Origin of the sequence: Kitasatospora terrestris (assembly GCF_039542905.1) — a bacterium.
In the GTDB taxonomy this organism is placed as follows: domain Bacteria; phylum Actinomycetota; class Actinomycetes; order Streptomycetales; family Streptomycetaceae; genus Kitasatospora; species Kitasatospora terrestris.
In genome coordinates, this window is sequence record NZ_BAABIS010000001.1 from 207,659 (window position 1) to 232,240 (window position 24,582).

At 74.6% G+C, this 24,582-nt stretch carries 27 protein-coding genes and 1 riboswitch; of the genes, 16 read left to right on the plus strand and 11 right to left on the minus strand.

Features of this window, described 5'->3' with window-relative positions; translation table 11 throughout:
* Nucleotides 1-46: 46 nt before the first annotated feature.
* Nucleotides 47-640, minus strand: a complete 594-nt coding sequence (locus ABEB06_RS00965) for a DUF4240 domain-containing protein (RefSeq protein WP_345694817.1) — start codon at nt 638-640, stop codon at nt 47-49.
* Nucleotides 641-688: 48 nt separating this feature from the next.
* Nucleotides 689-1,330, minus strand: a complete 642-nt coding sequence (locus ABEB06_RS00970; RefSeq protein WP_345694818.1) for a restriction endonuclease — start codon at nt 1,328-1,330, stop codon at nt 689-691.
* Between the two features lie 236 nt (nt 1,331-1,566).
* On the opposite strand from ABEB06_RS00970, the gene ABEB06_RS00975 reads away from it, so the two are divergent.
* Nucleotides 1,567-3,096, plus strand: a complete 1,530-nt coding sequence (locus ABEB06_RS00975) for a TerD family protein (protein ID WP_345694819.1) — start codon at nt 1,567-1,569, stop codon at nt 3,094-3,096.
* A gap of 74 nt (nt 3,097-3,170) precedes the next feature.
* On the opposite strand, the gene ABEB06_RS00980 is transcribed toward ABEB06_RS00975, so the two are convergent.
* Both ABEB06_RS00980 and ABEB06_RS00985 read right to left on the minus strand, forming a co-directional pair.
* Nucleotides 3,171-3,830 carry a VOC family protein gene (locus ABEB06_RS00980; protein ID WP_345694820.1) on the minus strand — a complete coding sequence of 220 codons (660 nt, stop codon included), beginning with the start codon at nt 3,828-3,830 and terminating at the stop codon, nt 3,171-3,173.
* Between the two features lie 173 nt (nt 3,831-4,003).
* Nucleotides 4,004-4,771: a protein kinase family protein gene (locus ABEB06_RS00985; RefSeq protein WP_345694821.1), complete on the minus strand. Its 768-nt coding sequence runs from the start codon at nt 4,769-4,771 to the stop codon at nt 4,004-4,006.
* A gap of 305 nt (nt 4,772-5,076) precedes the next feature.
* Between ABEB06_RS00985 and ABEB06_RS00990 the strand changes: the two genes are divergently transcribed.
* Nucleotides 5,077-5,508: a hypothetical protein gene (locus tag ABEB06_RS00990; RefSeq protein ID WP_345694822.1), complete on the plus strand. Its 432-nt coding sequence runs from the start codon at nt 5,077-5,079 to the stop codon at nt 5,506-5,508.
* A gap of 48 nt (nt 5,509-5,556) precedes the next feature.
* On the opposite strand, the gene ABEB06_RS00995 is transcribed toward ABEB06_RS00990, so the two are convergent.
* Nucleotides 5,557-5,760: a cold-shock protein gene (locus tag ABEB06_RS00995; RefSeq protein ID WP_345694823.1), complete on the minus strand. Its 204-nt coding sequence runs from the start codon at nt 5,758-5,760 to the stop codon at nt 5,557-5,559.
* 231 nt (nt 5,761-5,991) lie between these two features.
* On the opposite strand from ABEB06_RS00995, the gene ABEB06_RS01000 reads away from it, so the two are divergent.
* Nucleotides 5,992-6,204, plus strand: a complete 213-nt coding sequence (locus tag ABEB06_RS01000) for a DUF6011 domain-containing protein (RefSeq protein ID WP_345694824.1) — start codon at nt 5,992-5,994, stop codon at nt 6,202-6,204.
* 49 nt (nt 6,205-6,253) lie between these two features.
* Nucleotides 6,254-6,496: a hypothetical protein gene (locus ABEB06_RS01005; RefSeq protein ID WP_345694825.1), complete on the plus strand. Its 243-nt coding sequence runs from the start codon at nt 6,254-6,256 to the stop codon at nt 6,494-6,496.
* 185 nt (nt 6,497-6,681) lie between these two features.
* Here the strand turns inward: ABEB06_RS01005 and ABEB06_RS01010 are convergent, their stop codons facing one another.
* A complete protein-coding gene (locus tag ABEB06_RS01010) occupies nt 6,682-7,113 on the minus strand; it encodes a hypothetical protein (protein WP_345694826.1) in 432 nt (143 codons plus the stop codon).
* A gap of 174 nt (nt 7,114-7,287) precedes the next feature.
* Here ABEB06_RS01010 and ABEB06_RS01015 point away from each other — a divergent pair, with 174 nt between their 5' ends.
* Nucleotides 7,288-8,073: a YqjF family protein gene (locus tag ABEB06_RS01015; RefSeq protein WP_345694827.1), complete on the plus strand. Its 786-nt coding sequence runs from the start codon at nt 7,288-7,290 to the stop codon at nt 8,071-8,073.
* 69 nt (nt 8,074-8,142) lie between these two features.
* Here ABEB06_RS01015 and ABEB06_RS01020 read toward each other — a convergent pair whose 3' ends face one another.
* From ABEB06_RS01020 to ABEB06_RS01040, 5 genes are all read right to left on the minus strand, one after another.
* Nucleotides 8,143-8,967, minus strand: a complete 825-nt coding sequence (locus tag ABEB06_RS01020; protein ID WP_345694828.1) for a DUF1684 domain-containing protein — start codon at nt 8,965-8,967, stop codon at nt 8,143-8,145.
* A gap of 40 nt (nt 8,968-9,007) precedes the next feature.
* Nucleotides 9,008-10,141 carry an LLM class flavin-dependent oxidoreductase gene (locus tag ABEB06_RS01025; RefSeq protein ID WP_345694829.1) on the minus strand — a complete coding sequence of 378 codons (1,134 nt, stop codon included), beginning with the start codon at nt 10,139-10,141 and terminating at the stop codon, nt 9,008-9,010.
* Between the two features lie 41 nt (nt 10,142-10,182).
* Nucleotides 10,183-11,547 (minus strand): NtaA/DmoA family FMN-dependent monooxygenase, encoded by a 1,365-nt coding sequence (locus tag ABEB06_RS01030; protein ID WP_345694830.1) that lies wholly within the window; start codon nt 11,545-11,547, stop codon nt 10,183-10,185.
* A gap of 21 nt (nt 11,548-11,568) precedes the next feature.
* Nucleotides 11,569-12,840 carry an LLM class flavin-dependent oxidoreductase gene (locus ABEB06_RS01035; protein WP_345694831.1) on the minus strand — a complete coding sequence of 424 codons (1,272 nt, stop codon included), beginning with the start codon at nt 12,838-12,840 and terminating at the stop codon, nt 11,569-11,571.
* 157 nt (nt 12,841-12,997) lie between these two features.
* Nucleotides 12,998-13,162 (minus strand): hypothetical protein, encoded by a 165-nt coding sequence (locus ABEB06_RS01040; protein WP_345694832.1) that lies wholly within the window; start codon nt 13,160-13,162, stop codon nt 12,998-13,000.
* A 29-nt stretch (nt 13,163-13,191) separates the two neighbouring features.
* Nucleotides 13,192-13,305: riboswitch (SAM riboswitch) on the minus strand.
* Nucleotides 13,306-13,795: 490 nt separating this feature from the next.
* Between ABEB06_RS01040 and ABEB06_RS01045 the strand changes: the two genes are divergently transcribed.
* The 11 genes from ABEB06_RS01045 to ABEB06_RS01095 all read left to right on the plus strand — a co-directional run bounded on the left by ABEB06_RS01045 (nt 13,796) and on the right by ABEB06_RS01095 (nt 24,567).
* Nucleotides 13,796-14,785, plus strand: a complete 990-nt coding sequence (locus ABEB06_RS01045; protein ID WP_345694833.1) for an amino acid ABC transporter permease — start codon at nt 13,796-13,798, stop codon at nt 14,783-14,785.
* Nucleotides 14,782-15,588: an amino acid ABC transporter ATP-binding protein gene (locus tag ABEB06_RS01050; protein WP_345694834.1), complete on the plus strand. Its 807-nt coding sequence runs from the start codon at nt 14,782-14,784 to the stop codon at nt 15,586-15,588. Before ABEB06_RS01045 ends, ABEB06_RS01050 begins: the two co-directional genes overlap by 4 nt.
* Nucleotides 15,589-15,647: 59 nt before the next feature.
* Complete coding sequence (locus ABEB06_RS01055; RefSeq protein WP_345694835.1) at nt 15,648-16,670, plus strand: ABC transporter substrate-binding protein; 1,023 nt, start codon at nt 15,648-15,650, stop codon at nt 16,668-16,670.
* Between the two features lie 77 nt (nt 16,671-16,747).
* Nucleotides 16,748-17,461, plus strand: coding sequence for a GNAT family N-acetyltransferase (locus tag ABEB06_RS01060; protein WP_425559753.1), 714 nt, complete (start codon nt 16,748-16,750; stop codon nt 17,459-17,461).
* A 182-nt stretch (nt 17,462-17,643) separates the two neighbouring features.
* The gene (locus ABEB06_RS01065) at nt 17,644-18,828 is read left to right on the plus strand and encodes an ROK family transcriptional regulator (RefSeq protein ID WP_345694837.1); all 1,185 of its coding nucleotides are present in this window, start codon (nt 17,644-17,646) and stop codon (nt 18,826-18,828) included.
* A gap of 435 nt (nt 18,829-19,263) precedes the next feature.
* A complete protein-coding gene (locus ABEB06_RS01070) occupies nt 19,264-20,214 on the plus strand; it encodes a TauD/TfdA dioxygenase family protein (RefSeq protein WP_345694838.1) in 951 nt (316 codons plus the stop codon).
* A 74-nt stretch (nt 20,215-20,288) separates the two neighbouring features.
* Complete coding sequence (locus ABEB06_RS01075; protein WP_345701709.1) at nt 20,289-21,317, plus strand: ABC transporter substrate-binding protein; 1,029 nt, start codon at nt 20,289-20,291, stop codon at nt 21,315-21,317.
* Between the two features lie 2 nt (nt 21,318-21,319).
* The gene (locus ABEB06_RS01080) at nt 21,320-22,219 is read left to right on the plus strand and encodes an ABC transporter permease (protein ID WP_345694839.1); all 900 of its coding nucleotides are present in this window, start codon (nt 21,320-21,322) and stop codon (nt 22,217-22,219) included.
* Nucleotides 22,195-22,989: an ABC transporter ATP-binding protein gene (locus ABEB06_RS01085; RefSeq protein WP_345694840.1), complete on the plus strand. Its 795-nt coding sequence runs from the start codon at nt 22,195-22,197 to the stop codon at nt 22,987-22,989. The genes ABEB06_RS01080 and ABEB06_RS01085 overlap by 25 nt, the downstream gene beginning before the upstream one ends.
* A gap of 1 nt (nt 22,990) precedes the next feature.
* Entirely contained in the window at nt 22,991-24,064 is a 1,074-nt protein-coding gene (locus ABEB06_RS01090; RefSeq protein WP_345694841.1) for an LLM class flavin-dependent oxidoreductase, read from the plus strand.
* Complete coding sequence (locus tag ABEB06_RS01095) at nt 24,061-24,567, plus strand: flavin reductase family protein (RefSeq protein WP_345694842.1); 507 nt, start codon at nt 24,061-24,063, stop codon at nt 24,565-24,567. Before ABEB06_RS01090 ends, ABEB06_RS01095 begins: the two co-directional genes overlap by 4 nt.
* Nucleotides 24,568-24,582 lie beyond the last annotated feature (15 nt).

A 24,582-nucleotide genomic window follows, 5' to 3' on the forward strand; every position in this document is an offset into this window, starting at 1 on the left:
CAGCGGTGTGTTCGCGGGCGTCAGCGGTGGGCGTCAGCGGCGGGCGTCAGCCGCGGGTGCGGTCGATCGGGAACAGCCCGCTCAGCTTCGGGAGCCGACGGGCGGCGGCGGCTTCGTCGCAGACGTCCCAGCAGGTGCCGGCGGGGTCCGCGCCCGGGTGGATGCTGGGGCGTTCCTCCGCGTGGACGAGGTCGTAGAAGGTGGCTGCCTCGTCGTGCGTCCCGGTCAGTGCCTCGTGGACCTCGGCCGCGACGTAGTCGAGCGATTCCCAGTCGGGCCAGTCGTCGTCCCAGGCGCGCCGGGGACGGCCGACCAGTCGGCGCACCTCCGGGGCCCCGGCCAGACTGTCGGGCTCGGCCAGGGCCCGTTCGAAGGCGGCCCGGCCGAGGCCGACCAGCCAGAGCCGGAAGTAGAAGAACCCGTCGTCCGAGCACCAGCCGCCGAAGATCCGCTCCGCGGCGGCCCACAGCTCCCAGCTGTAGGCGTCGTCGGTCACCTCCTCGAGGCGGGCCTGGAAGCCCACGACGTCGGTCACCGGGCGCCGCGACAGCTCGGCGCGCAGGTGGGCGAGCCGTTCGCCCGGCCCGCCGGCCTGCCGCCGGCAGCTCTCGATCAGGTTCCAGAAGGCGTCCGTGTCCATGGGCATGATCTTGCCGGTGACCTCCGACAACGCACCGGCGGTCTGCCGTCAGTTCCAGGGCGGTGCGCCGGTGCCCTCCGCCCACAGGGCGAGGGCCTTGCGGTCGACGGTGCGGATGCCGACCTGGGCGCAGAACGCGGAGGCGGCCTTGGTGAACGCGTTGGTGGTCACGACTGCGGCCAGGTCGCAGCCGTGGACGTCGCGGTAGGTCCCGTTGACCTGCTGCACGTCCTGGGATCCGACGAAGGTGCGGGGTCCGTAGCGCTTGGCCTGGATGAGGATCCGCTTCCCGGCCGGGGTGGTGGCGAGGACGTCGGCCGCGAGGTCGCCGGCGCCGCCGACGACGCTGACGTTCGTGCAGCCGTCGCGTCGGCAGAGCACTGCCAGGGCGTGCTCGAAGTCCTTCGGCGACATCGACAGGAACGGCCCGATGTGCCGCAGTTGTGCGACCCGGGACTCGTACGCGCGGCGGCCGGCCACCACCCGGCGGCGGACCGTGACGGCGGTGACGGCCAGGGCGGCGGTCAGCAGCGCCAGCAGGAGGAGCAGGTGGTGGGCGAGCCAGACCAGGCCGGACGCCACGAGGGCGATCAACCCGAGCGCGAGGCCGAGGGCCAGGACGGAGTTGTCGCGGGCCTGCCTGGCGCGGCGTGCGGAACTCTGGCGTCGTCGTGCGGGTCTGCGCGCCACGGTGCCCCCTCGAACCACGGTCGTACCCCGGTGTCCGCCGATCGTAGGAGCGTCCACCGGTCGGCTGCCGGTGATCCCGGTCAACTCGTCGGTGTGCGTCCCCGGGTTGACCGGATCCTGATGGTCAGCGGCCGAACCACCGTCCGTCAGCAGGTCGGACTCCTCGATCCGCCGGGCTGTCGACGACCGTGGGGATTTCCATGTCCGCGGATCGCGGGCAGTGCCAGGATGACGGTGTGACGATCATCCTCAAGGGGGCCAACACCCCGCTGCCCGCAGGCCCGTTCCGTGTCACCGTGGCCCACGGGGCCCGGCCGGAGGCCCCTGCGGTGGCCGCCGTGGCGGTGCTGGTGGACGCGGTGGGCCGGGTGCGGGGCGAGACCGACGTGGTCCACGGCGGTCGGCGGGCGCATCCGTCGGGCGCGGTCCGGCACCTGGGTGGAGGGGCGGAGGGCGGGCTCCTCGTCGAGTGGGTGGAGGTGGACGAGGCGGCGGTGGAGGCCGACGTCCAGCGGGTGCTGATCGCCGTGGTGGCCGCCAGCGGGACGTCCGCCGCGGTCGCCGGGCTGTCGGTGGAGGTGGCCGGTGGCGAAGGTGCGGCCGTGGCGCGGTACGAGGTCACGGACGGCGGCGGGGAGGGCGCGCTGGTGCTCGGGGAGTGCTACCGGCGCAACGGGGCGTGGCGTTTCCGTGCCGTGGGCCAGGGCTACGCCGCCGGACCGGCCGCGCTCGCCGCGGACTTCGGTTTCTCCGCCGAGGCACTTCCGGTGCCGGGCCCTGCGGTCGGGGCCGACACGCCGCACCCGCTTCCCGGGCCGGCGTCCGACGCGACCGCCGACCGGGCGTCGTCCCTGGTGAAGGTGCCGGGCCCGGCGGGGGCGGCGGCGGGGGCGACTCCCCCACGCGCGGACGGGACGTTCCGGAAGACCCCCGGCGAAGCGGACCCGGTGCACGCCACCACCGTCCGGGAGGGGAAGGGCAAGCAGGAGCTGACCGTCGCGAACCCCGCACCGGGCCGGCCGGCGATCCTGGAGTACGAGCGGCTCGACGGACCGGGGCCGCACAGCTGGTTCTACGTCTGGCGACTGGACGAGCAGGGCGGCGTGACCGACCTGATCGCCTTCGCCAGCACCAGGGACGCGCGGGGGCAGCTGCTGGTGTTCGCCAAGGGCGAGCCGGAGGTCCGGCTGCGGGTGGAGGGCTCCGGCGACTGGCGGCTGCGGGTCCGTCCGATCGACACGGCGGAGGTCCTGGACGGGTGTGCCGGAGGGAGGGGGCAGGCCGTGCTGCGCTACGCGGGCCCGCCCGCCCTGCTCCGGGCCACCTGTGACGGGCCGGAGGGCACCACGGGCTACGCCCACACCGTCCAGTCCGACGGCACCAGCCAGCGGGTCGGGCGGTTCGGCACCGGAATGCCGACGAGCGGCCCGCTCGCCGTGGGCCCGGAGGGCCGGTGCCACGTGGTGGTCAAGCTGGACCCCGTGGCCTCGTGGCGGCTGGAGGTCCTCCCCCTGGACCGGGTCCGCGAGCTGCGGGGGGAGCTGTCCGGCCACGGCTGGGAGCTGGTGGAGATGACCGGCACCGGCACGAAGGTGCGCGTCCGGCTCGACCGCGGGGCCGAGTCGGACTCCGTCGTGCTGGCGACGCTGGACGCGTACCTGCGCCCCGAGCGGCAGATCTGCGCGAAGCCCGGGGTCCACCCGGTGCCGCCCGGGCTCCTCGCGGTCCGCACCGCCGAGAAGTGGACACTGAAGGTCCGCCGCTGACCGGCCTGCCCCCGCCGACCGGCGAGCAGCCGCCCGGGCGGTCCGCAGCACCCACTCCGAGGGGACGCGTCCGGTCAGGCCTGGGCCGTGACGGGCGGGGCGGCGGTCTCCCAGGCGAACCCGTCGGGGTCGGTGAAGGCGTCGGCGCCGCTGCCGAGGGCGATCCGGTGCGAGCCGGTGCCGTCGGCGGGGACGCCGAGGTCCTTGGCGAGGGCGCGCCGCTTGTAGAGGGCGAGCTTGACGGGGCCGCCGCCGGTGGCGAACTCGGTGTACTTGCCGCCGAAGCTCTTGGCCACGGCGAGGCCGCGCCCGACGTAGAACTGCCGGGTGGCCTTCACGTCCTCGACGCCGAGCAGCAGGACCACCTCGTCGATCTCGCGGGTGGCGGGGCCGGTGTCCTTCTTCGCCGAGGTCGCGATCTTCCAGATCGTCCCGTCCGGGGCCTGGACGACGCCGCCGTAGCCCCACAGCGACTTCGCGGCGGGCTTCAGGACCGTGGCGCCGCCGGCGACCGCGGCGGCGACGAAGCCGTCGACCGTGGCCGGCCCGGACACCGTGAGCGCCAGGGTGAAGCCGCGGAATCCGGTGGAAGGCGCCTCGGACGCCCGCAGGCGGACGTACGCGTCCACGCCGAACTCGCGGTAGAAGCGGCGGGCGGTCTCCAGGTCGTCCACGTCGAGGGTGACGGAGGCGAGGGACGCGTCGGATGCAGTGGGAGCAGCAGTGGTAGCCATGACCACCACGCTAGGAGGCTGCCCGCCTGCGGGGCTTCTCCGAATCTGATCGCTTCCGACCCGCTACGGGCGCCGCGGGCGGGACGGGGCGGCACCAGCGGCGCGGGCGGGACGGGCGGCCCAAGCGGGACGGGCCGTACCAGCGCCGCGGGCGGGACGGGCTCGCGGCGGTGTCAGGCGGCGGTCACCGTGATCGCGTACGCCGTCACCGCGATCAGTCCGGCCAGGATCACCCCGGCCAGTACCCGGCCGAGCAGCATCCGCCCCGGCCGCCGGTCGATCCAGAAGGTGCGCGCCACGGGCGGTCGCCGGAGCCGGGCCGGCGGCTCCGCCGGGGCCGGTTCGTCGGCGAGGCGGCGCAGCCGGGCGGCGTAGGCCGCGGTCAGCTGCGGGTCGTGCTCGGCCGGCGCGTTGCGCAGCTCCGAGATCAGCGTGCCGAGCTCCCCCGGCGAGCCGGGTGGCGCCGGGCGGCGGAGCAGCTCGTCCAGGGTGGCGCCGAGGGCGGCGAGGTCGGGGCTGTGCGGCGGGGGGACGGTGCCGAGGCCGAGGATCTTCAGGGCGCCGGCCCGGGTGAGCTGCAGCTGGGCGGGTTCGATCCGGCCGTGGCTCGCTCCGGCCCGGTGTGCGACGGCGAGGGCGTCCGCGACCTGGGCTCCGTAGTGGGCGACCTGGGCGGTGTCGTACCCGCCGTCGAGCAGGTGGTCGTCCAGGGTGTACCCGTCGAGCAGTTCCATGGCGAGGAACGGCGTTCCGTCGTGCTCACCCACGGCGAGGACGGTGGCGATGCCGGGGTGCCGCAGCCGGACGGCCGGTCCCGGCGGCCCGGACAGCCTCTTCACCGCCACCCGCCGGCCCGACCGGGTGTCCTCGGCGGCCCACACCTCCCCCGCGAGGTGTGCCTGGATCAGGTACCGGCCGCCGAGCGTGCTGCCGATCTCCATGCCGCCCCCGGCTCCCGCGACCGCTGTCGTCCCGGGCGTTCGCACCGGGCCGTGGTGATCAGTGTGCCGCAGCGGTCGGCGCTCGTGCTCGTGCGGCTCGTCCCGCCGCGGTGGTCACGCAGCGCTCGGCCGTCGCCGCGTCCGGGCCCTCCAGGACGGCGTCGACACCGCCGGCCACTACTGTCCGTTACCGCACAGGACGCATATCGGTCTGGACGTTCGACATTGGTCCAGTCCATCATGGATGGCGTGTCGATGGACGACGCTCGAAGAAGTGGCATCGTCCGGCTCGACGAGGAGCGACGATGACCACCACCCCGGACGGCGGCGAAGCCTCCACAGGGACAGCCCTCTACCTGCGCTGTTATCCCTACGACAGCTGGCAGATGGATGCCCACCGCAGGGCGCTGGAGGACCACGCCCTGCTGCTCGGCGCCGGCCCGACGCAGACCTACCTCGACAACGGCGCCCCGTCCGCCGGCCTGCGGCCGCAACTGCGGCTCCTGCTGGCCCGCGCGTCGATGGGACAGATCTCCACCGTGCTCATCCCCGGGCGCTGGGTGTTCTCCCTCGACTCGCGCACCGCCGACGCGGTCGCCGATTTCCTGGAATCCACCGGGGCGCGCGTCGTCGAGCTGCCCCACCAGGCCGGCCGCGCCGGTGACCACGGGCGGGTGCGCCCGCAGCGTCGCACCGGCCACGGCGGCCACTCCCCCCTCGCCGAGGTCACCGGCTGACGGGCTCCTGCGGGCGGTCGGGCGGCGCCCCGGCGGCCGCCGGGGCGGCTACAGCGGCTTGACCTCGACCGCCTGCGGTCCGCGCTGGCCCTGCTGGATCTCGAACTCGACCCGCTGGTTCTCCTCCAGGTTCCGGTACCCGGAGCCGACGACCGCGGAGAAGTGGACGAACACGTCGGCGCCGCCCTCGTCCGGCGCGATGAAGCCGAAGCCCTTTTCGCCGTTGAACCACTTCACAGTTCCTTGCGCCATCAGGGTCGGTCCTCGATCCCGTGTCACGGCACGCGATGCGCGCCGGCCGCGGGCCACCGGCCCCGGCTGCTGATCTCTTCCCCGCGATCCTGCCCCAACCCCGCGGCCACCCGGAACCGCCACGCCACGGCTTCACCCTTCGGGGCGACACACCCACCCGTACGCGACCGCGTCGACGCCGAGGGCGGTGCCGCCCGTGCGCCACGGGCCGCAGGATGATGGACTGCTCTCATGATCGTCGACCGGACCCAGCCCGTGGAACCGCCGCTGCCCGGCACCGCCACCCCGCGTCGGCCCGCGCCCGAGGTGCGGTGCCGGCGCTGCCACCGGCCGCTGCGCCGCCCGGAGTCCCGCTGGGAGAAGCTCGGCGCGCACTGCGCGACGGCGGCGGAGCGGCGGGCGGTGGTGTACTCCATCGACCAAGAGCAGTTGCCCGGGGTGTGACGCGTGCGCGGCGCGGGTGGGAGCGGGGGGCCGCGGGTACGCTGGTGGCATGACCCTCCGTCAAATCGAACCCGTGCTGCTGGACGGCGACCTGGCCGACTGGGTGGAGGCGACCGCGGCCAAGGCCGGGCTGACGGTCCCCGAGTACCTGGCCGGCCTGGTCGAGGCCGACCGCGACAGCGAAGCCGTCGACCGTGCGAGCAGGCTCGCCGCCCCGGTCTACCAGCGGTGGGTGGACGCCGGGCGGCCCGTCGACGACGGCCTCGGCCTCGGCGAGGTCTTCGGCGCGTGACCCGCCCGCGGGGGCGCGCCGGCGGGTTCGGGCCCGCCGGCGGTGGCGGACGGGCATCGGCGGGCCCACCAGCGCCGGCATCGCGGGTTCGGTCCACAGCGGCCGCCGGTCGGCGCGGTCGTCCTCCCGGGTGAGCCGGGCGGCCCGCCGAGCTGTTCGGGCGGGCCGGCCCGGCCGGCCGGCCGTCAGCCCGGGTTGGTGCAGGTGGTGACCTTCTCCGCCGGGGCGAACACCGGGGACGTGGTGACGCACACGATGCCCAGGTCATCGGTGGCCACCTTCGGCGTGGCGAGGACGGACGTGCCCCCACCCGTCCGGATCGACGTCACCGAGGCCACCGTCACCCACGGGCTGCCCCACGCCCGCTGGGTGCGCAGCTCGACCTTCGCGAGCACCGGCCGCGCGTCGGTCGGGGTCAGCCGGGCGAGACCGGTGATGCCGTCGTCGTCGCGCTCGTGCCAGACGCACGGGCGGCCGACCGCCGATCCGGTGGAACAGACGGCCGTACTCGTACTCGTGGCCGCTCCCGCCTCGGCGCCGGTGGCGGCGAACGAGGGGGTGGGTACGGCGAGAGTCGCGGTGACGGCGAGGGCAGAAGCTGCGATACGGGCGCTCATGGCGGTTTTCTCCCTGGAAGTCGAAGGCTTGTGGCCTGACGGGAGCCAGTATTGCACAGCGTGTACATGTCATCACTGTGTGCGCCGTCACACTGGGGGTGATCGCGCGGACACGGTGAGCGATCAAGGCGCGCGTGCAGGTTCCCGCTCGTGGAGGTGTGCGACGCTGCCGTCATGCCACCCGAACCCGCACCCGTCGAGCCGATCACCGCCGACCCGGTGCGCGCCGTCAGCCGTACGCTGCTCACCCAGTCGTGGCTCGACCTGTCGTTCCTCCACTGGGCCCTCGACCCCGCCGTCGTCGCACCGCTGCTTCCCGCCGGGACCGTGCCGGACACCCACGAGGGCCTCACCTACGTCGGCCTGGTGCCCTTCCGGATGCACCGGATCGGCTGGTTCGGCGCGCCCGGCCTGCCCTACCTGGGCACCTTCCCGGAGACCAACGTGCGGCTGTACGCGGTGGACGGGCAGGGCCGCCGCGGAGTGGTCTTCCGCTCCCTGGAAGCGTCCCGTCTGCTGCCCGTGCTCGTCGCCCGCAGCGCCTTCCGACTGCCCTACACCTGGGCCGGGATGACGATCCGGCGTGAAGGCGACACCATCACGTACACCTCGCGCCGCCGCTGGCCCGCCCCACGCGGCGCCCGCTCGGCCGTCACCGTGCGCATCGGCGAGCGCATCGAGCGGCCCAGCGACCTGGAGAACTTCCTCACCGCTCGCTGGGGCCTGCACAACACCTTCCTCGGCCGCCCCGTCCACCTGCCGAACAGTCACCCCCGCTGGCCCTTGCACCGGGCCGAACTCCTCCACTGCGAGGAGGACCTCCTGGCTGCCGCGGGCCTGCCCGGGCCGACCGGCGCCCCGGTCAGTGTCCTGTACTCGCCCGGGGTGGCGGTCCGGTTCGGGCCTCCCGCCCCGCCCGGGGTGCCGGCGGCGGGTCGCGGCGGGGCCGGGCGGCCCTGAGGCGCGGCCGGGGAGCGGGACGCCCCGGTGGGGGTGGTCACCGGGGCGGGAAGGTGGGTCAGGCGTGGGTCAACGGTTCGGGGTGCGCTCGTAGGGGGTCTTCTCGCCGGCCTCGATGGGGATCGGGAGGCGGTTCTCGGCGGGCGGGAGGGGGCAGGTGGCGAGGTCGGTGTAGGCGCAGGGGAGGTTGGTGGCGCGGTTGAAGTCGACCAGGACCCGGCCTTCGGCGTCGGGGGCGGGGATGGAGAGGGCGCGGTTGGCCGCGTACGTGGTGACGCCCGAGGTGGCGTCGGTGAACAGGGCCTGGAGGGTGCCGGGGCCGCTGCCGTTGAAGACGGTCAGCCGGTGGGTGCGGCCGTCCAGGTCGAACTCGACCTCGCCCGGGGCGTCGTAGACGTGCTGCAGTCCTTCGACCGCCGCGCCGACGGTGGTGGCGCGGGGCGCGTCGAAGGGCAGGTAGCGGCCGGTCAGGGACCAGCGCGGGTCGGGCGCGTACGCCGGGGTGTGGGTGAAGCGGACGCGCAGTTCGTTGTCGGGGTGGCGCGGGCGCAGGATGTCGTGGCCGCCGCGCTTGGCGATCTCGACGAGGGAGCCGTCGCCGACCGCGGCGTAGAGGCTGGCCCGTTCGTCGAGGACGCCGAACAGGTGGTGCCCGTGCACGGCGGTTCCGTCGACGACCAGCTCCTCGCCCTCGTCGAGGTGGACGGCGATGCCCTGCTCGGTGCTGGACCAGGCGCCGGGCGCGTCGGGGTAGCGGGTGGGTTCGCCCGTCAGCCAGTGCAGCCCGGTGACGGCGAGGAAGCCGTGCGGGTCGGCGAGGGCCCGCTCGTGGGCGGCGTGCCACTGCTCCCACTGCCGGGTGAACTCCTCGGTGGAGGTGTCCTGGACGGTCACGAGTACTCCTCAGGGGTCGGTGCGGGTCGGCCGGGCGGGGTCATCGGCGGTTCCACTCCTCGGCGAGCAGCTCGTAGGAGCGGACCCGGTCGCGGTGCCGGTGGGTGATGGTGGTGATGATCAGTTCGTCCGCGCCGGTGGCCTCGCGCAGGGTCTCCAGCCGGTCGGCGACCTGCTGGGGCGAGCCGACGAACTGGGTCTCGGTGCGGTCGGCCACCAGCGCCCGGTCGGCCTCGGTCCAGGAGTGGACGCGGGCTTCGTCGGGGGTGGGGAACGGGATCGCGCCGTCGCCGCTGCGGATGCTGCGCACCCACAGGCCGTAGCCGGTGGCGAGTTCGCGGGCGGTGGCCTCGTCCTCGGCGACCACGACGTCGGCGGAGACGCTGACGTGGGGCCGTTCCAGTTCGGCGGAGGGTTTGAAGGCCGCGCGGTAGGCCTCGGCGGCTTCCAGCACGGTGGCGGGGCTGACGTGGTAGTTCGCGGCGAAGCGCAGGCCGTGGGCGCCGGCGACCTCGGCGCTGATGCCGGCGCTGCTGCCGAGGATCCAGACCTGGAGGTCGGCGCCTTCGCCGGGGACGACGTGCGCCTGCACGCCGTCCGCGGTGGTGTAGGTGCCGGCCAGCAGGTGGAGGATGTCGGCGATCTGCTCGTCGTACGGCTGCGACTTCGCCTCCGGCAGCAGGAGCAGTTGCTGGTGGAGGGCGAAGCGCGGGTGGCGCAGCAGGTGTTCGTAGGAGAAGCGGGCCGGTATCCGCAGGCCGCCCGGGGCGGGGTCGGTCCCGGGCGGCTCCTCGGTGGCCTCGGTGGCCGGCGGGGCGTCGGCCCGGGTGGAGCGGCCGCCGGAGCGGCCGAGGCCCAGGTCGAAGCGGCCGGGGTGGAGCGCGTCGAGCAGGCCGAACTCCTCGACGGTGGCGAGGGCGGTGCGGTGGCCGAGTTGGACGGCGCCGGCGCCGAGCCGGATGGTCGAGGTGGCGGCCGCGGTGAGGGCGAGGACGACGGCGGGCGAGGTGCCGGCGACGCCGGGGTTGAGGTGGTGCTCGGCGAACCAGTAGCGCGCGTAGCCGAGTTCCTCGGCGCGCCGGGCGAGGTCGATGCTGTTGCGCAGGGCCTCGGCGGCGGTCGATCCGGAGGAGACGGGTACCAGGTCGAGTACGGTCAGCGGGGTGTTGCTCATGGCGGTGAATCCTTCGTCGGTGCGCCGGGCCGGTGCTTCGGCTAGCTGGGGGACGGGACCGGGCGGGGCGCGGCGAGGCCGAGGTGGTCGCGCAGGGTGGTGCCCTCGTACTCGGTGCGGTGGACGCCGCGTTCCTGGAGCAGCGGGACGACGGTGTCGGCGAACTCGTCCAGTCCGCCCGGGGTCAGGTGCGGGACGAGGATGAAGCCGTCGGCGGCGTCGGTCTGGACGGACTCGTTGAGCTGTTCGGCGACCCGTGCCGGGGTGCCGATGAAGGACTGGCGGCCCGTCACTTCGATGATCAGTTCGCGGATCGAGAGCTTCTTGGCCTCGGCGAGGGCGCGCCATTCGGCGGCGGTGGCGAGCGGGTCCCGGTGGTGGCGGACGGAGGCGCGGCCGCGGGCGACGGTGTGTTCGCCGAGGAGCGGGTCCACCTCGGGCAGCGGACCGTCGGGGTCGTACGCGCTGAGGTCGCGGTTCCACAGCTGTTCGAGGAGCCGGATCGCGGTCTGTCCGCTGACCTGCTGGCGGCGGATCAGGTGGGCTTTCTCGTGCGCGTCGGCCTCGGTGTCGCCGAGCACGAAGGTGACGCCGGGCAGGATCTTCAGCTCGTCGCGGGTGCGGCCGTAGCGGGCCAGGCGGTCCTTGACGTCGGTGTAGAAGGCCCGGCCGGCCTCCGGGGTGCCGTGCCGGCTGAAGATGGCGTCGGCGGCGGAGGCGGCGAACTCGCGTCCCGCGTCGGAGTCGCCGGCCTGGAAGATCACCGGCCGGCCCTGCGGGCTGCGCGGGACGTTGAAGTGCCCGGAGATGTCGAACTGGCCGTCGTGGTGGTCGAACCGGCCGGGACCGGGCTCGCGCAGGAAGGCCCCGCTCTCCCGGTCGGCGAGGATCTCGTCGCCGCGCCAGGAGTCGAAGAGCCCCCGCGCGGCGCTGAGGAACTGCCGGGCGCGCTCGTAGCGGTCCTCCTGCGCGAGGAAGCCGCCGCGGCGGAAGTTCTCACCGGTGAACTCGTCCCAGGAGGTGACCACGTTCCAGGCCGCGCGGCCGTCGGAGAGGTGGTCGAGCGAGGCGAACTGCCGTGCCACCTCGTAGGGTTCGTTGAAGGTGGAGTTGACGGTCCCGGCGAGGCCGAGCCGCTCGGTGACGGCGGCGAGCGCGGCGAGGACGGTGAAGGTGTCGGGTCGCCCCACCACGTCCAGGTCGTAGATCTCGCCGTTCTGCTCGCGCAGCCGCAGGCCCTCGGCGAGGAAGAGGAAGTCGAACTTGGCGCGCTCGGCGGTCCGGGCGAGGTGGACGAAGGAGCTGAAGTCGATCTGGCTGCCGGCCTGCGGGTCGCTCCAGACCGTGGTGTTGTTCACGCCGGGGAAGTGGGCGGCGAGGTGGATCTGCTTGACGGGCTTGCTCATCGCTCGTGCGGTCCTTCCGGCTCAGGCGTGGACGGTGCGGGTGGCGTCGGTCGCGCGGGTGGCGTCGGTCGCGTCGGCGGCGTCGGTCGCGTGGGTGGCGTAGCGGTTGGCGGGGCGCGGCAGGCCGAGGTGTCCGCGCAGGGTGGTCGCCCCGTAGGCGGTGCGGAAGGCGCCGCGGCGCTGGAGTTCGGGCACCAGGTGGCGGGTGATCTGCTCCAGGTCGTGGGGCAGGACGGCGGGGCGCAGCCGGAAGCCGGTGAGTCCGGCGTGCTGCCACTCCTGGAGCAGGTCGGCGAGTTCGGCGGCCGTGCCGGTGAAGATGCGGGCGTCGCTGGTGAGGGCGGCGCCGGCCTGCCGGTCGAGGCGGGCAAGGCGGTCGGCGGCGGCGCCGGGGGTCTCGTCGAGGAGGACCACCAGGTCGCCGAAGACGTGGACGGTCTGCTCCGCGCGGCCGGCGTCGGCCTGGGCCCGGCGGATCTCGGCGACGACGGTGCGGGCGTCGGCGGCGTCGTACGGGGTGACGAAGCCGAGGTCGGCCGAGCGGCCGACCAGCCGGTAGGGCTCGCCGCGGTGCGCGAGGGCGGTGACGAGGGGTTGGCCCTGCGGCGGGCGCGGGGTGATGGACGGCCCGCGCACGCTGAAACGGCGGCCCTCGAAGTCGATGTAGTGCAGCTTCTCCCGGTCGACGAAGCGGCCGGTGGCGGTGTCGCGGATCTCCGCGTCGTCCTCCCAGCTGTCCCACAGCCGGCGGACGACCTCGACGTAGTCCTCCGCCTCGCCGAAGAGGTCGCGCAGGATCTCCAGTCCGGCGGGCGTGTCGAGGTCCTCGAAGCTCAGCTCGGGCGCAGCCCGGCGGCCGATGTGCGCGGCCTCGTCGACCCGGCCGGACACCTTCACCCGCAGGCCGGCCCGGCCGGAGCTGACGAAGTCGAGGGTGGCGACCGCCTTGGAGAGGTGGAACGGCTCGGTGTGGGTGACGATCGCCGTCGGGACCAGTCCGATGTGCCGGGTCAGCGGCGCGATCCGGGCGGCGACGAGGACGGCGTCGAGGCGGCCGCGCACCTGGTCGGTCCGCTCGTCCGGGGCGAAGGGGTGGGTGGACTGGAGGCTGAGCGAGTCCTCCAGGGTGACCAGGTCCAGCAGGCCGCGCTCGGCCTCGGCGACGAGGTCGGCCCAGTAGCGGGCGGTGAACAGCTCGCCTGGTCGGGCGTCGGGCTCGCGCCAGGCGGCGGGATGCCAGCCGGCACCGTCCAGGGCGACGGCGAGGTGCAGCGGGGCGGGGTTTTCGGGCATGGGAGACCGCTTCCTGTTGGGCGGAGGTGTGGTCGCTGACGGTGCGGACGCGTGGGCGTGCAGCGCGCGGGGTCCGGCGCCGGGTGCGCGGCGGCATGCCGCGCGGCGCGGCGCGGAGGTGACGGTGTGACGGGAGTGCGGGGTGCGGCGGCGCGGGTCAGGCGCCGGCGCGCGCCTCGGCGGCGTGCGGGGACGCCGGACACAGCGCGGTGGTCACCCGCTGCAGGTCGATGTGGAGCCGGGCACACGTCGTGGTGACGCGGCAGCTGGCCTTCACGGTGGCGACCGCAGGACGCCGCTGGATCCGCCGCACTGCCGTCACCTCCGTTCCGCCCGGCACCCACCGGATCGAGCTCGCGCTTGCGGGTGCCGTCGTCGGCCCCGCCGGGTCATCACCTGGAGCACCCCGCCGCGGAGGAGGGTTGCCGTGCAGCCAGCCAGGGCTTGTCGCTGCGACTCGTGACCTTGCTGCACCGTAACCCGGCGGCGGCGTCCCGCACAATCCCGTTCAAGGGCCAACGACCACGCGCGACTTGGGGCGCAACACGGCCGTCACGTTCGCCGTCCCACGCTGTGGCGGGTCGTTGACATCCGACAGTGAACCCTTCTAGTTTTGCCGACCATCGGCAGGCGCGACGCCCTTCGGGGCGCGACTGAGCAGAGGTGACGGCGATGCACGCAGCTCCCGGGACGGCCGTCGGCCGCCACCGCGGTCGCGCTGCGGCGTTCCTGGACCGGGCCGTCGACCTGCTGCGCGTCAGCAGCGCCCTCTGTCGGGGCTGACCCCCTCCTCGGCCCCCGGCCGACAGGTGTGCGGCACGTCGTGCGACGACGTGCACCCCCGACTCCCGCCCGTGGCGCGGCGTGCTCCGGCACGCCCCCGGGCGACTTCCTCCCGCCGGTGCGGCGGCCCGTCGGCACGGGCCCCGCCGCCGGCCTTCGCTGGAGCTCAGCCATGACCGACTCTCTCGCCCCTGCCGTGCCCTCGGGCACGGCCTCTCCCCCGGACCTGACGGCACGACAGGCGGACGCGGGCCCCGCGCAGCGGGTCGTCCCGCTGCGGCATCCGGGCCGCTGGATCGTCAGCGCGGTGGCGCTGGTGGTCGTCGCCCAGATCGTCCACGGCCTGGCGACCAACCCCTTCTACCAGTGGGACCGCTTCCGGTACTGGTTCGCCCGGCCGGTCATCACCGACGGGCTCGCCGTCACCCTGGAGGTCACCGCGTACAGCGCGGTCCTCGGCCTGGTCGGCGGCGTCGTGCTGGCGTTGGCCCGGCTCTCCCGCAGCCCGGTGCTGCGGGCGGTCAGCTGGGTCTACGTCTGGCTGTTCCGCTCGGTGCCGCTGATCGTGGTGCTGCTCTTCCTCTACAACTTCAGCGCGTTGTACCGGACGCTCAGCCTCGGGGTGCCGTTCGGGCCGGCCTTCTTCCGCTTCGACGAGTCGCGGCTGGCCACCGACCTGGTGATCGCGGTCGTCGGGCTGAGCCTCAACGAGGCCGCGTACGCCGCGGAGGTGGTGCGGGCCGGCATCCTCTCCGTCGACCAGGGGCAGCACGAGGCGGCCGCCGCGCTCGGTCTGCCGAGGCGGTACCAGTTCGCCCGGATCGTCTTCCCGCAGGCGCTGCGCGCCATCGTCCCCTCGTACGTCAACCAGCTGATCGGCCTGGTCAAGGCCACCTCGCTGGTCTTCTACGTCTCACTGCTGGACCTGTTCGGCTCGGTGCAGAGCATGGGCGCCACCTACCCGGGCGACATCGTGCCGCTGCTGCTGGTCGCCACCGCCTGGTACGTGGTCCTCACCAGCGTCGTCTCGGTGGTCCAGTTCTACGTCGAGCGCCACTACTCGCGCGGCGCGCTGCGCGCGCTGCCGCCGACCCCCTGGCAGCGTCTGCGCGCCGCCCTGCCCGCCCTGATCGCCCGCGCCCGCAGGGAGACCGCGTCATGACCGTGCTGAACACCGAGGTGCCACCCGCCGCGGAGGACCCGGCGCCCGTCGGGGTCGAGGTGCACGGGGTGCACAAGTGGTACGGCGCGCAGCACGTCCTCGACGGCGTCGACCTGACGCTCGCTCCGGGCGAGGTGACGGTCGTCATCGGGCCGTCCGGCTCGGGCAAGTCGACGCTGCTGCGGGTGATCAACCACTTGGAGCAGCCGCAGCGCGGCCACGTCAGCCTGGGCGGCGAGCCGATCGGCGTGCGCCGGCACCGGGGGCGGCTGAAGGAGCTGAGCGAGCGTCGGATCCTGGCGCAGCGCAGCCGGATCGGCTTCGTCTTCCAGAACTTCAACCTCTTCCCGCACCTGACGGTGCTGGACAACGTGGCCGCCGCGCCCGTCGCCACCGGCCGGCTGCGCAGGCCCGAGGCGCAGCGGCTGGCGCTGGACCTGCTGGAGCGGGTGGGGCTGGCGGAGAAGGCGTCCGCCTATCCGCGGCAGCTGTCCGGCGGGCAGCAGCAGCGGGTGGCGATCGCCCGGGCGCTGGCGCTGCGTCCGGGCGTGATCCTCTTCGACGAGCCGACCTCGGCGCTCGACCCGGAGCTGGTGGGCGAGGTCCTCGCCGTCATCAAGGACCTGGCCGCGGGCGGTACGACGCTGGTCGTCGTCACCCACGAGATCGGCTTCGCCCGCGAGGTCGCGGACCGCGTCGTCTTCATGGACGGCGGCCGGATCCTCGAACAGGGGCCTCCGGGCGAGGTGTTGGACCGTCCGCGGCATCCGCGCACCCGCGAGTTCCTGAGCAGGGTGCTGTGAGCCCCACCCCCGTCGACCTGTCCCGAACGACCCGACCATCGAACACGCAAGGAACCACCATGACCGATCTCCGCAGCAGCAGACTCCTCCGCATCCTGATCGCGAGCACCGCCGCGGCCGCGCTCACGGCGGGCCTCGCCGCGTGCGGGAGCGACGCCCCGTCCTCCGCGTCCGCGGACAAGGCGGCGGCGGGCACCGTGACCGTCGCGGACCTGTCCAACGGCGCGGGGACCCGGACCGAGATCAAGGTGGCCGAGGTCGCCGCCCTGCACGCCGAGCTGCCCGCCTCGGTCGCCAAGAGCGGGCAGCTGGTGATCGGCGTGGGTGCGCTGCCCGCCGGGTCCGCGCCGCTGGCGTTCGTCGGCAGCGACCAGAAGACCCTCACCGGGGCCGAGCCCGATCTCGGCCGACTGGTCGCGGCCGTCCTCGGACTGAAGCCGGTGGTGCAGAACTCCACCTGGGAGAACCTCTTCGTCGGCATCGACAGCGGCCGGACCGACGTCGGCTTCTCCAACATCACCGACACCGAGGAGCGCAAGAAGAAGTACGAGTTCGCCTCCTACCGCGAGGACAACCTGGCCTTCGAGGTGCTGAAGAGCAGCACCTGGAACTTCAACGACGACTACACCACCCTGGCCGACAAGACCGTGGCGGTCGGCGCCGGCACCAATCAGGAGAAGATCCTGCTGGAGTGGCAGGCGCAGCTGAAGGCGGCGGGCAAGCAGCTCACCGTCAAGTACTTCCCCGACAACAACGCCACCCACCTGGCGCTGCTCGGCGGCAAGATCGACGCCTACTTCGGCCCCAACCCGTCCATCGCCTACCAGATCACGCAGGACGCCAAGACCCCGAACCCGACCCGCAGCGCGGGCACCTACTCGGGGGCCGGCGCCTCGCTGCAGGGGCTGATCGCGGCGACCGCGAAGAAGGACAGCGGTCTGGCGAAGCCGGTCGCCGACGCCATCAACCACCTGATCCAGAACGGGCAGTACGCGCAGTGGCTGGCGGCCTGGAACCTGTCCGACGAGGCGGTCACCGCCGCGCAGGTCAACCCGCCGGGCCTGCCGCTGACCAACTCCTGACCGGCGGCACGCCACCGCCTCCACCGGGCGGACCTCGGAGCCTCTCCGGGGTCCGCCCTCCCTACGTCCGTGAGGAGATCCCCGCCGTGGTGACCATCAGCCCCCATCCGCCGCATCCGCTGGACAACCCGGCCTGGGCGGCGCTGACCGGCCCGCACGCCCGGTTCGCCGAGCGGGTCGGCCGGGCGGCCCGCTACCCGCTCGACGTGTCGCCGTTCACCGCGTTCAGCGACCAGGCCGATCCGCGGGCCTGGGACGACCTGGCGGCCCTGGTCGGCCCCGGGAGCCTGACGCCCGTCGCCGGGGCGGACGTCGCGCCGCCCGTGGGGTGGGAGGTGGTGGAGGCCGGGCGGGGCGCGCAGTTCGTCGACACGGCGCTGCGGGCGGAGCCGGCGCCGGAGGCGGTCCGCCTCGGGCCGGACGACGTGCCGGAGATGCTGGACCTGGTCGCCCGCACCCGGCCCGGCCCGTTCCTGCCGCGCACCGTCGAGCTCGGCACCTACCTGGGCATCCGGCACGGCGGGCGGCTGGTCGCGATGGCGGGCGAGCGGCTGCACCCGCCCGGCTGGACCGAGATCAGCGCGGTCTGCACCGACCCGGAGCACCGCGGCCGGGGCCTGGCGACCCGGCTGGTGCGGGCCGTCGCGGCCGGGATCCGGGAGCGCGGGGAGACGCCGTTCCTGCACACGGCCGCGGACAACGCGAACGCCATCCGCCTCTACGAGTCGATCGGTTTCACCCTGCGGCGGCGCACCGCTTTCCTGCTGGTGCGGGCGCCCGGCCCGGCGTGACCGGCCCGGCACCGGAAGCTCGCGAAAGCGCCATGCCGCCGTAACGGTGGTCCATTGATTTGTCCCGCCCGGCTTGCGAGCATTCGGCGCATGACGTCGTCGAACTGTCCCGGCAGCGGGTAGCCCCTGATCGTCCGGGCTGCCCCGCCGCCACGTGGCCGACTCCGGACAGAGGATCACCCATGCTGCCAGCGCTCGTCGCCAGGCCCGGCACCCAGCCCGTCGCCGACCGCCCCGACCACGCCGCCGCCGTGCTGCGGGCCGTGCTGGACCGGGGGCCGCTCGCCCGTACCGCCATCGCCGGGGAGACGGGGCTGAGCGCGGCCGCCGTGTCCCGGCACACGGCCGACCTGCTCTCCATGGGGCTGGTCTGGCAGCCGCCGGAGTCCGCGCAGCCGCCGCGTCCGGGCCGCCCCCGCATCCCGCTGGACATCGACACCTCGCACCACCTCGCGGCGGGCGTGCACATCGCGGTGCCGCGGCTGACCTTCTCGCTCACCGACCTGCGCGGGCGGGTCGTCGCGTCCGAGCACCTGCCGAGGCCGGAGCGCCCGGGCGCGGTGCTCGCGGAGGTCTCCGCCCGGCTCCCGGGTTTCCTGCGCCGGCACGTCTCGGGGCGCTCGGTGCTCGGGCTGGGCGTGGTCACCGGCGGGTGGGTGGACCCGGACGCCGGGGTGGTGGTGGAGAACGCCGCGCTCGGCTGGCGCGACGTACCGGTGCGGGACGCGCTGCGGCGGGCGGTCCGGCTGCCGGTGCACGTCGAGGGGCACGCCCGGGCGCTCGCCCGGGCGGAGATGCTGTTCGGGCGGATCGGCGAGGGCGTGCTGGTGCACCTGTTCGTGGGCAACGCCGTGGACGCGGCGATCGCCACCGGCGGGGTCCTGCTGCAGGGCCGCCGGCACGGCGCCGGGGGCATCGCGCACCTGCCCGTTCCCGGGTCGGGGCACCCGTGCCCGTGCGGCCGGACGGGCTGCCTGCAGGTGACCGTCGCGGACCGCGGCCTGGCGGAGACCGCCGCGGCGGAGGGCGTCGTGCCGCGGGCGGACGTGCAGCTGCTCGTCCGGGCCGCGCGCGAGGGCGACGCGCGGGCCGTGGAGCTCTTCCGCGCCCGGCTGCGGACGGTCGCCCGGGCGGTGCGGCCGATGCTCGACGTGATCAGCCCGGACGCCGTGGTGCTGACCGAGGCCGCCACCCTTCGGCTCCCGCAGCTGCTGCCGGAGCTGAGCCGCGGGCTCGGCGCGGCCGACGGCCTGGTGCGGGCCGGTTCCTTCGGCGCGGACACCCTCGCGGTGGCCGCCGCCGTGCCCGTCCTCGCGGCCGTCTACCAGGACCCGCTCGGGCTGCGCACGGTCGGGAGCTCCCGGTGAGCGGGCGCCGGGCGGAGTTTCTTCCACGCCGCCGGAAACCATTGTCCGCGGGGACGCGCGGACGGCAGACTGGGGCCATGGACGCGCAGCACGAGGCCACGATCCGGGAAGCCGCACAGCGGCTCCCCGTGAACGCCTTCCGCGCGCACCACTTCGCCGGCCTGCGCTGTCGGCTCGGCTGACGCGCTGACGCCCTGTCACGCGCGCGCCGCACGGCGCTGAGCCGCGTGCGGCCCCTTCCGCCCTCCCCGCGGTGACACCGCCGCGCGGGCGGCTCCCCTCCGCCCCGGGCACCTGCCCGGCGGAGTGACGTCCCCGTACCCCGGCACCGCCGTGTCATGGCTGCGCCATGCCTGCACGCCGCCGGGTTCCCGGGCGCGCCGCACCTCGACCTCACCGGGCCCTCCTCCCGTCCCCCGAAAGGACTCCGCTGCCATGACCGCACCCACCGTCCGCCCCGTCGCCGGCCACATCGGCGCCGACATCGACGGCCTCGACCTCTCCCGGCCGCTGTCCGCCGAGGCCGTCGAGACCGTCCGGCAGGCGCTCCACCGCCACAAGGTGGTCTTCTTCCGCGGCCAGACCCTCGACCACGCCGCCCAGATCGCCTTCGCCCGCCAGTTCGGCGAGCTCACCTACGCCCACCCGCACGACGACGCCCCGCCGGCGGACCACCCGGAGATCTTCACCGTCGACCCGCGCCGCTTCGAGGAGCGGTACGGCAAGGGCTTCCAGGAGGAGTACCGCAAGCGCCAGTACAGCTACGTCGACGGCTGGCACACCGACGTCACCGCCGCCGTGAACCCGCCCGCCGGATCGATCCTGCGGGCCGAGACCGTCCCGGACGTCGGCGGCGACACCCAGTGGACCAACCTCGTCGCCGCGTACGAGGGCCTGTCGGCGCCGGTCCGGGCCTTCGTGGACACCCTGCGCGCCGAGCACCGCTACGGCGGCAGCCGGCCGGTGGACGGCGACAGCGAGTACGCCCGCCGGATCAACGACAACCTGCTGGTGGCCGTCCACCCCGTGGTGCGGGTGCACCCGGAGACCGGCGAGCGCGCGCTGTTCGTCAACCCCGTCTTCACCAGCCGCATCGTCGACGTCACCGCGGTCGAGAGCCGCCGCATCCTCGACCTGCTCTACGCCGAGATCACCCGCCCCGAGTACACGGTGCGCCTGCGCTGGGAGGCCGGGCACGTCGCCTTCTGGGACAACCGGGCCACCGCCCACCTGGCCCCCCGCGACCTGGAGCACCTGGACGTCGAACGGCGCCTGCACCGGGTCACGCTGATCGGCGAGGTCCCGGTCGGCCCGGACGGGAAGGAGTCCGAGCTGCTCGCCGGACGCCCCTTCACCGCCGACCACCGCGTCGCGGTCTCCTCCTGACCCCGCTCCGCCCCACCGAAAGGAAGCGCACGTCCGTGTCCCCGTACCAGGGCCTCCCCACCCCGAACCGAAGAATGTTCCTCCGGACCCTGCTCGGCACCGGCGCCGCACTCGGCCTCAGCGCCTGCGCCAGTGCCGCCGCCGGCGGCCCCGCGCTGTCGACCGGCGCCGCGCTGCCGACCGAGGTGCCGAGCGGCACCGGCCTGCGCATCGCCTCCTCCCTCGGTGCCCAGCAGCTCCAGCTCCAGCTCTCCGGCCTGATCGGGAAGATCCCCTTCGCGGTCTCCTCCTGGCCGAACATCGGAGCCGGCCCGGACGTCATCAACGCCTTCCGCGCCAACTCCCTGGACCTGGCCAACAACGCCGGCATCCCGCCCATCCAGGCCCACTTCCAGGGGTACGACGCGCGCATCGTCGCCATCAACCTCACCCGCAAGCCGTCCTACCTGTTCGCGACCAGGCCGCACAGCGACATCCAGTCGGTGGCGCAGTTCGCGGGCAAGAAGCTGGCGTTCTCCCAGGGCCAGGCGCAGGGCGTGGTGCTGCTGCGGGCGCTGCACCAGGCCGGCCTGAAGGACAAGGACGTCCAGCTCGTCCCGCTGACCAGCAACCAGTTCCTGACGGCGCTGGCGGCCGGCCAGGTGGACGTCGCCCCGCTCGGCATCTCGCAGGCCCCTGCCTACCTCAACCAGTACGGCGCCGACGGCGCGCACACCGTCACCACCGACGTCGTGGACCTGCTCAACCTGCTGTGGGCCCCGGCCGGCGTGCTGGCCGACCCCGCCCGGGCCGCGGCGATCGCCGCCTTCGTCCCGATCTGGGCCCAGGGGCTGGTGTGGGTCTACGAGAACCCGGCCGTCTGGGAGCAGGAGTACTACGTCAAGAGCCAGAAGATCAGCGCCGAGCAGGCCCACCAGGTCACCCAGCTGAGCAACAAGCCGCTGCTGCCGCCGAGCTGGGACGAGGCGATCGCCTGGGAGCAGCAGACGGTCGACCTGCTGGCCGAGGGCGGCTTCGTGAAGTCCTTCCGGGCCGAGACCCTGTTCGACCGCCGTTTCGAGCACCTCGCGGCGGCTGCCGTCCCCGCCGAGTACCGGAGTTGACCATGGCCGACCACACATCGACCGCCGTGGTGACCGCCCCCGGGCGGCCCGTCACCCCGGCCGTGCCTCCACCGGTACCCGCACCCGCGTCCGCCGCGCGGGCGGCCGGCGCCGGCCGCCCCCGCACGCGGCGGCTAGGCCCCGGTCCGCGACGGCCCTGGGCCCGGCTGCTGGGCCCGCTGGTCCTGCTCGCCGTCTGGGCCGGGGCGAGCGCTGCCGGGCTGCTGGACCCGCGGATCCTGCCCGCCCCCTGGTCGGTGCTGGACACCGGGGCGCAGCTGTGGGCCGAGGGCACGCTCCGCGCCGATCTGGGCACCTCCCTGTGGCGCGCCGCGCGGGGCTTCGCGATCGGCCTGACGGCCGGCGTGGTGCTGGCGCTGACCGCCGGGCTGAGCCGGATCGGCGAGGCGCTGATCGACGGCACGGTGCAGGTCAACCGCGCGGTGCCGACGCTGGGTCTGATCCCGCTGTTCATCCTGTGGCTGGGCATCGGGGAGACGTTCAAGGTCGTCATCATCGCGATCGTCGTCTACATCCCGGTCTACCTGAACCTGCACGCCGCGCTGGCCGGGATCGACTCGCGCTACGTCGAGCTCGCCGAGGTGCTGCGGCTCAGCCGCCGGCGGTTCGTCCGCCAGGTGGTCGTCCCGGGGGCGCTGCCCGGCTTCTTCGTCGGGCTGCGCCTGGCCGTCACCGGCTCCTGGCTCTCACTGGTGGTCCTGGAGCAGATCAACGCCACCAACGGCCTCGGCTACATGATGTTCCAGGCGCAGAACTACGGCCAGACCCAGGTCATCGTCCTCGGACTGCTCATCTACGGGGTCTTCGGGTTCACCTCCGACTCCGCCGTCCGTCTCCTGGAGAGGAGGGTCCTGGCATGGCGCCGATCGCTGGGGAACTGACCCGTCCCGCCGTCCGACTCGCCGGCCTGACCCGTTCGTTCGGGCCGCGCACCGTGCTCGACAACATCGACCTGGAGATCCCGCCCGGGCAGTTCGTCGCCCTGCTGGGCCACTCCGGCTCCGGCAAGAGCACCCTGCTGCGGGCCGTCGCCGGCCTCGACCGCGACACCGCGGGCAGCGGGGAACTCACCACCCCCGAGCGGGTGTCGGTGGTCTTCCAGGACTCCCGGCTGCTGCCCTGGCGCCGGGTGCTGGACAACGTCCTGCTCGGCCTCGGCAAGGGGGACGGCGACGGCCGCGCCGCAGTGGAGCGCGGCCGGGCGGCGCTCGCCGAGGTCGGCCTGGCCGGCCGGGAGCGGGCCTGGCCCGGCCAGCTCTCCGGCGGCGAGCAGCAGCGGGCCGCGCTGGCCCGCTCGCTGGTCCGCGACCCGGAGCTGCTGCTCGCCGACGAGCCGTTCGGCGCCCTGGACGCGCTCACCCGGATCCGCATGCACACCCTGCTGCGCAAGCTGTGGCAGCGCCACCACCCGTCCGTGCTGCTGGTCACCCACGACGTGGACGAGGCGGCGGCGCTGGCCGACCGGGTGCTGGTCCTCGACCGGGGCCGGATCTCCGTCGACCTGGCCATCGACCTGCCCCACCCGCGCACCTACCGGGATCCGCTGCTGGGCGAGTACCGCGAGCGGCTGCTGGCCGCGCTGGGAGTCGGGCCCGACGGCGAGCCGGACGGCGCCGCGGGCGCCCCGGTGGCGACCGGGGCGGGGGGCTGAGATGGGCGAACACCTCTGGTACATCCCCAACACGGTCGAGCCGGGCCACCGCGGCGACGACGCGTCCGACGGCTGGGGCAGCCTCGACCACGCGACCGACCTCGCCCTCGCGGTCGAGCGGCACGGCTGGGCCGGGGCGCTGCTCGGCACCGGCTGGGGCCGGCCGGACACCTTCACCGTCGCGGCCTCGCTCGCCGCCCGCACCACCACGTTCAAACCGCTGATCGCGGTGCGGCCCGGCTACTGGCACCCCGCCAACTTCGCCTCGGCCGCGGCCACCCTGGACCGGCTGAGCCGGGGCCGGGTCCTGGTCAACGTGGTCAGCGGCCTGGACGACCCCGCGGCCTACGGTGACGGCGAGTCGGACCCCTCCCGCCGCTACGGGCGCACGCTGGAGTTCCTCCGGCTGGTCCGCCGGCTGTGGGGCGAGGAGACGGTCACCTTCCACGGCGAGCACTACCGGGTGGAGAACTCCTCGCTGCGGCCCCGGCCCTGGGGCGCCGAGGACGGCCGCCACCCGCGGCTGTACTTCGGCGGCGCGAGCGGGGCCGCCGAGGAGGTCGCCGCCCGGGAGGCCGACGTCCAGCTGTTCTGGGGCGAGCCGCTGGACGGCGTCGCCGAACGCGTCGACCGGCTCCGGGCGCTCTCCGCGCGACTCGAACGCCGGCACCGGCCGCTGGAGTTCGGGCTGCGGGTGACCACCGTCGTCCGGGACACCACCGAGGAGGCGTGGCGGGCCGCGGAGGACAAGGTCGCCCGGATGGCCGCGCGGGGAGCCCACGACCCGGAGGCGTTCCAGCGCCGGGCCGCCGTGGGCCAGCGCCGTCTGCTCGACCTCCAGCAGCGCGGCGAGGTGCTGGACGGCTGCCTGTACACCACGCCCGGCCGCTACGGCGGCGGGGGCGCCGGGACGACCTGGCTGGTCGGCTCCGCGCAGGACGTGGCCGAGGCGCTGCGGAGGTACCGGGCTCTCGGGGTGACGCACTTCGTGCTCTCCGACACCCCCTACAAGGAGGAGATCGCCCGGATCGGCGACCGGCTCCTGCCCCTGCTGCGGTCGGAGGTCCCCGCATGACCGCCGTCGCCACCGACAGCAGGGCCCTGCGCGCCGTGTTCGGTGCCTTCCCCACCGGCGTCACGGCGGTCGCCGCCCTGGTCGGCGGACGGCCGCTCGGCCTGGCGGCCAGCTCGTTCACCTCGGTGTCGCTCGCCCCCGCGCTGGTCTCCCTGTGCATGGCGACGACTTCCGGGACGTGGTCCGAGCTGCGCCGCGCCGAGCGCCTGGGCATCAGCGTGCTCGGCGCCGGGCACGGATCGCTGTGCCGGCAGCTCGCCGGCCCTGCCGACGGGCGGTTCACGGGCGTCGACTGGCGGGCGACGGCGGACGGCGCCGTGCTGCTGGACGGCGCGAGCGCCTGGTTCGAGTGCGCCGTCGACCGCGAGATCCGCGCCGGCGACCACGACATCGTCCTGCTCCGCGTGCTCGACCTGCACGCCGAGCCCGCCGTGGACCCGCTGGTCTTCCACGCGAGCACCTTCCGCTCGCTCGCCCCCGGCGCCCCGCGCCCCACCCCCTGAACCTTCCGAAGGACC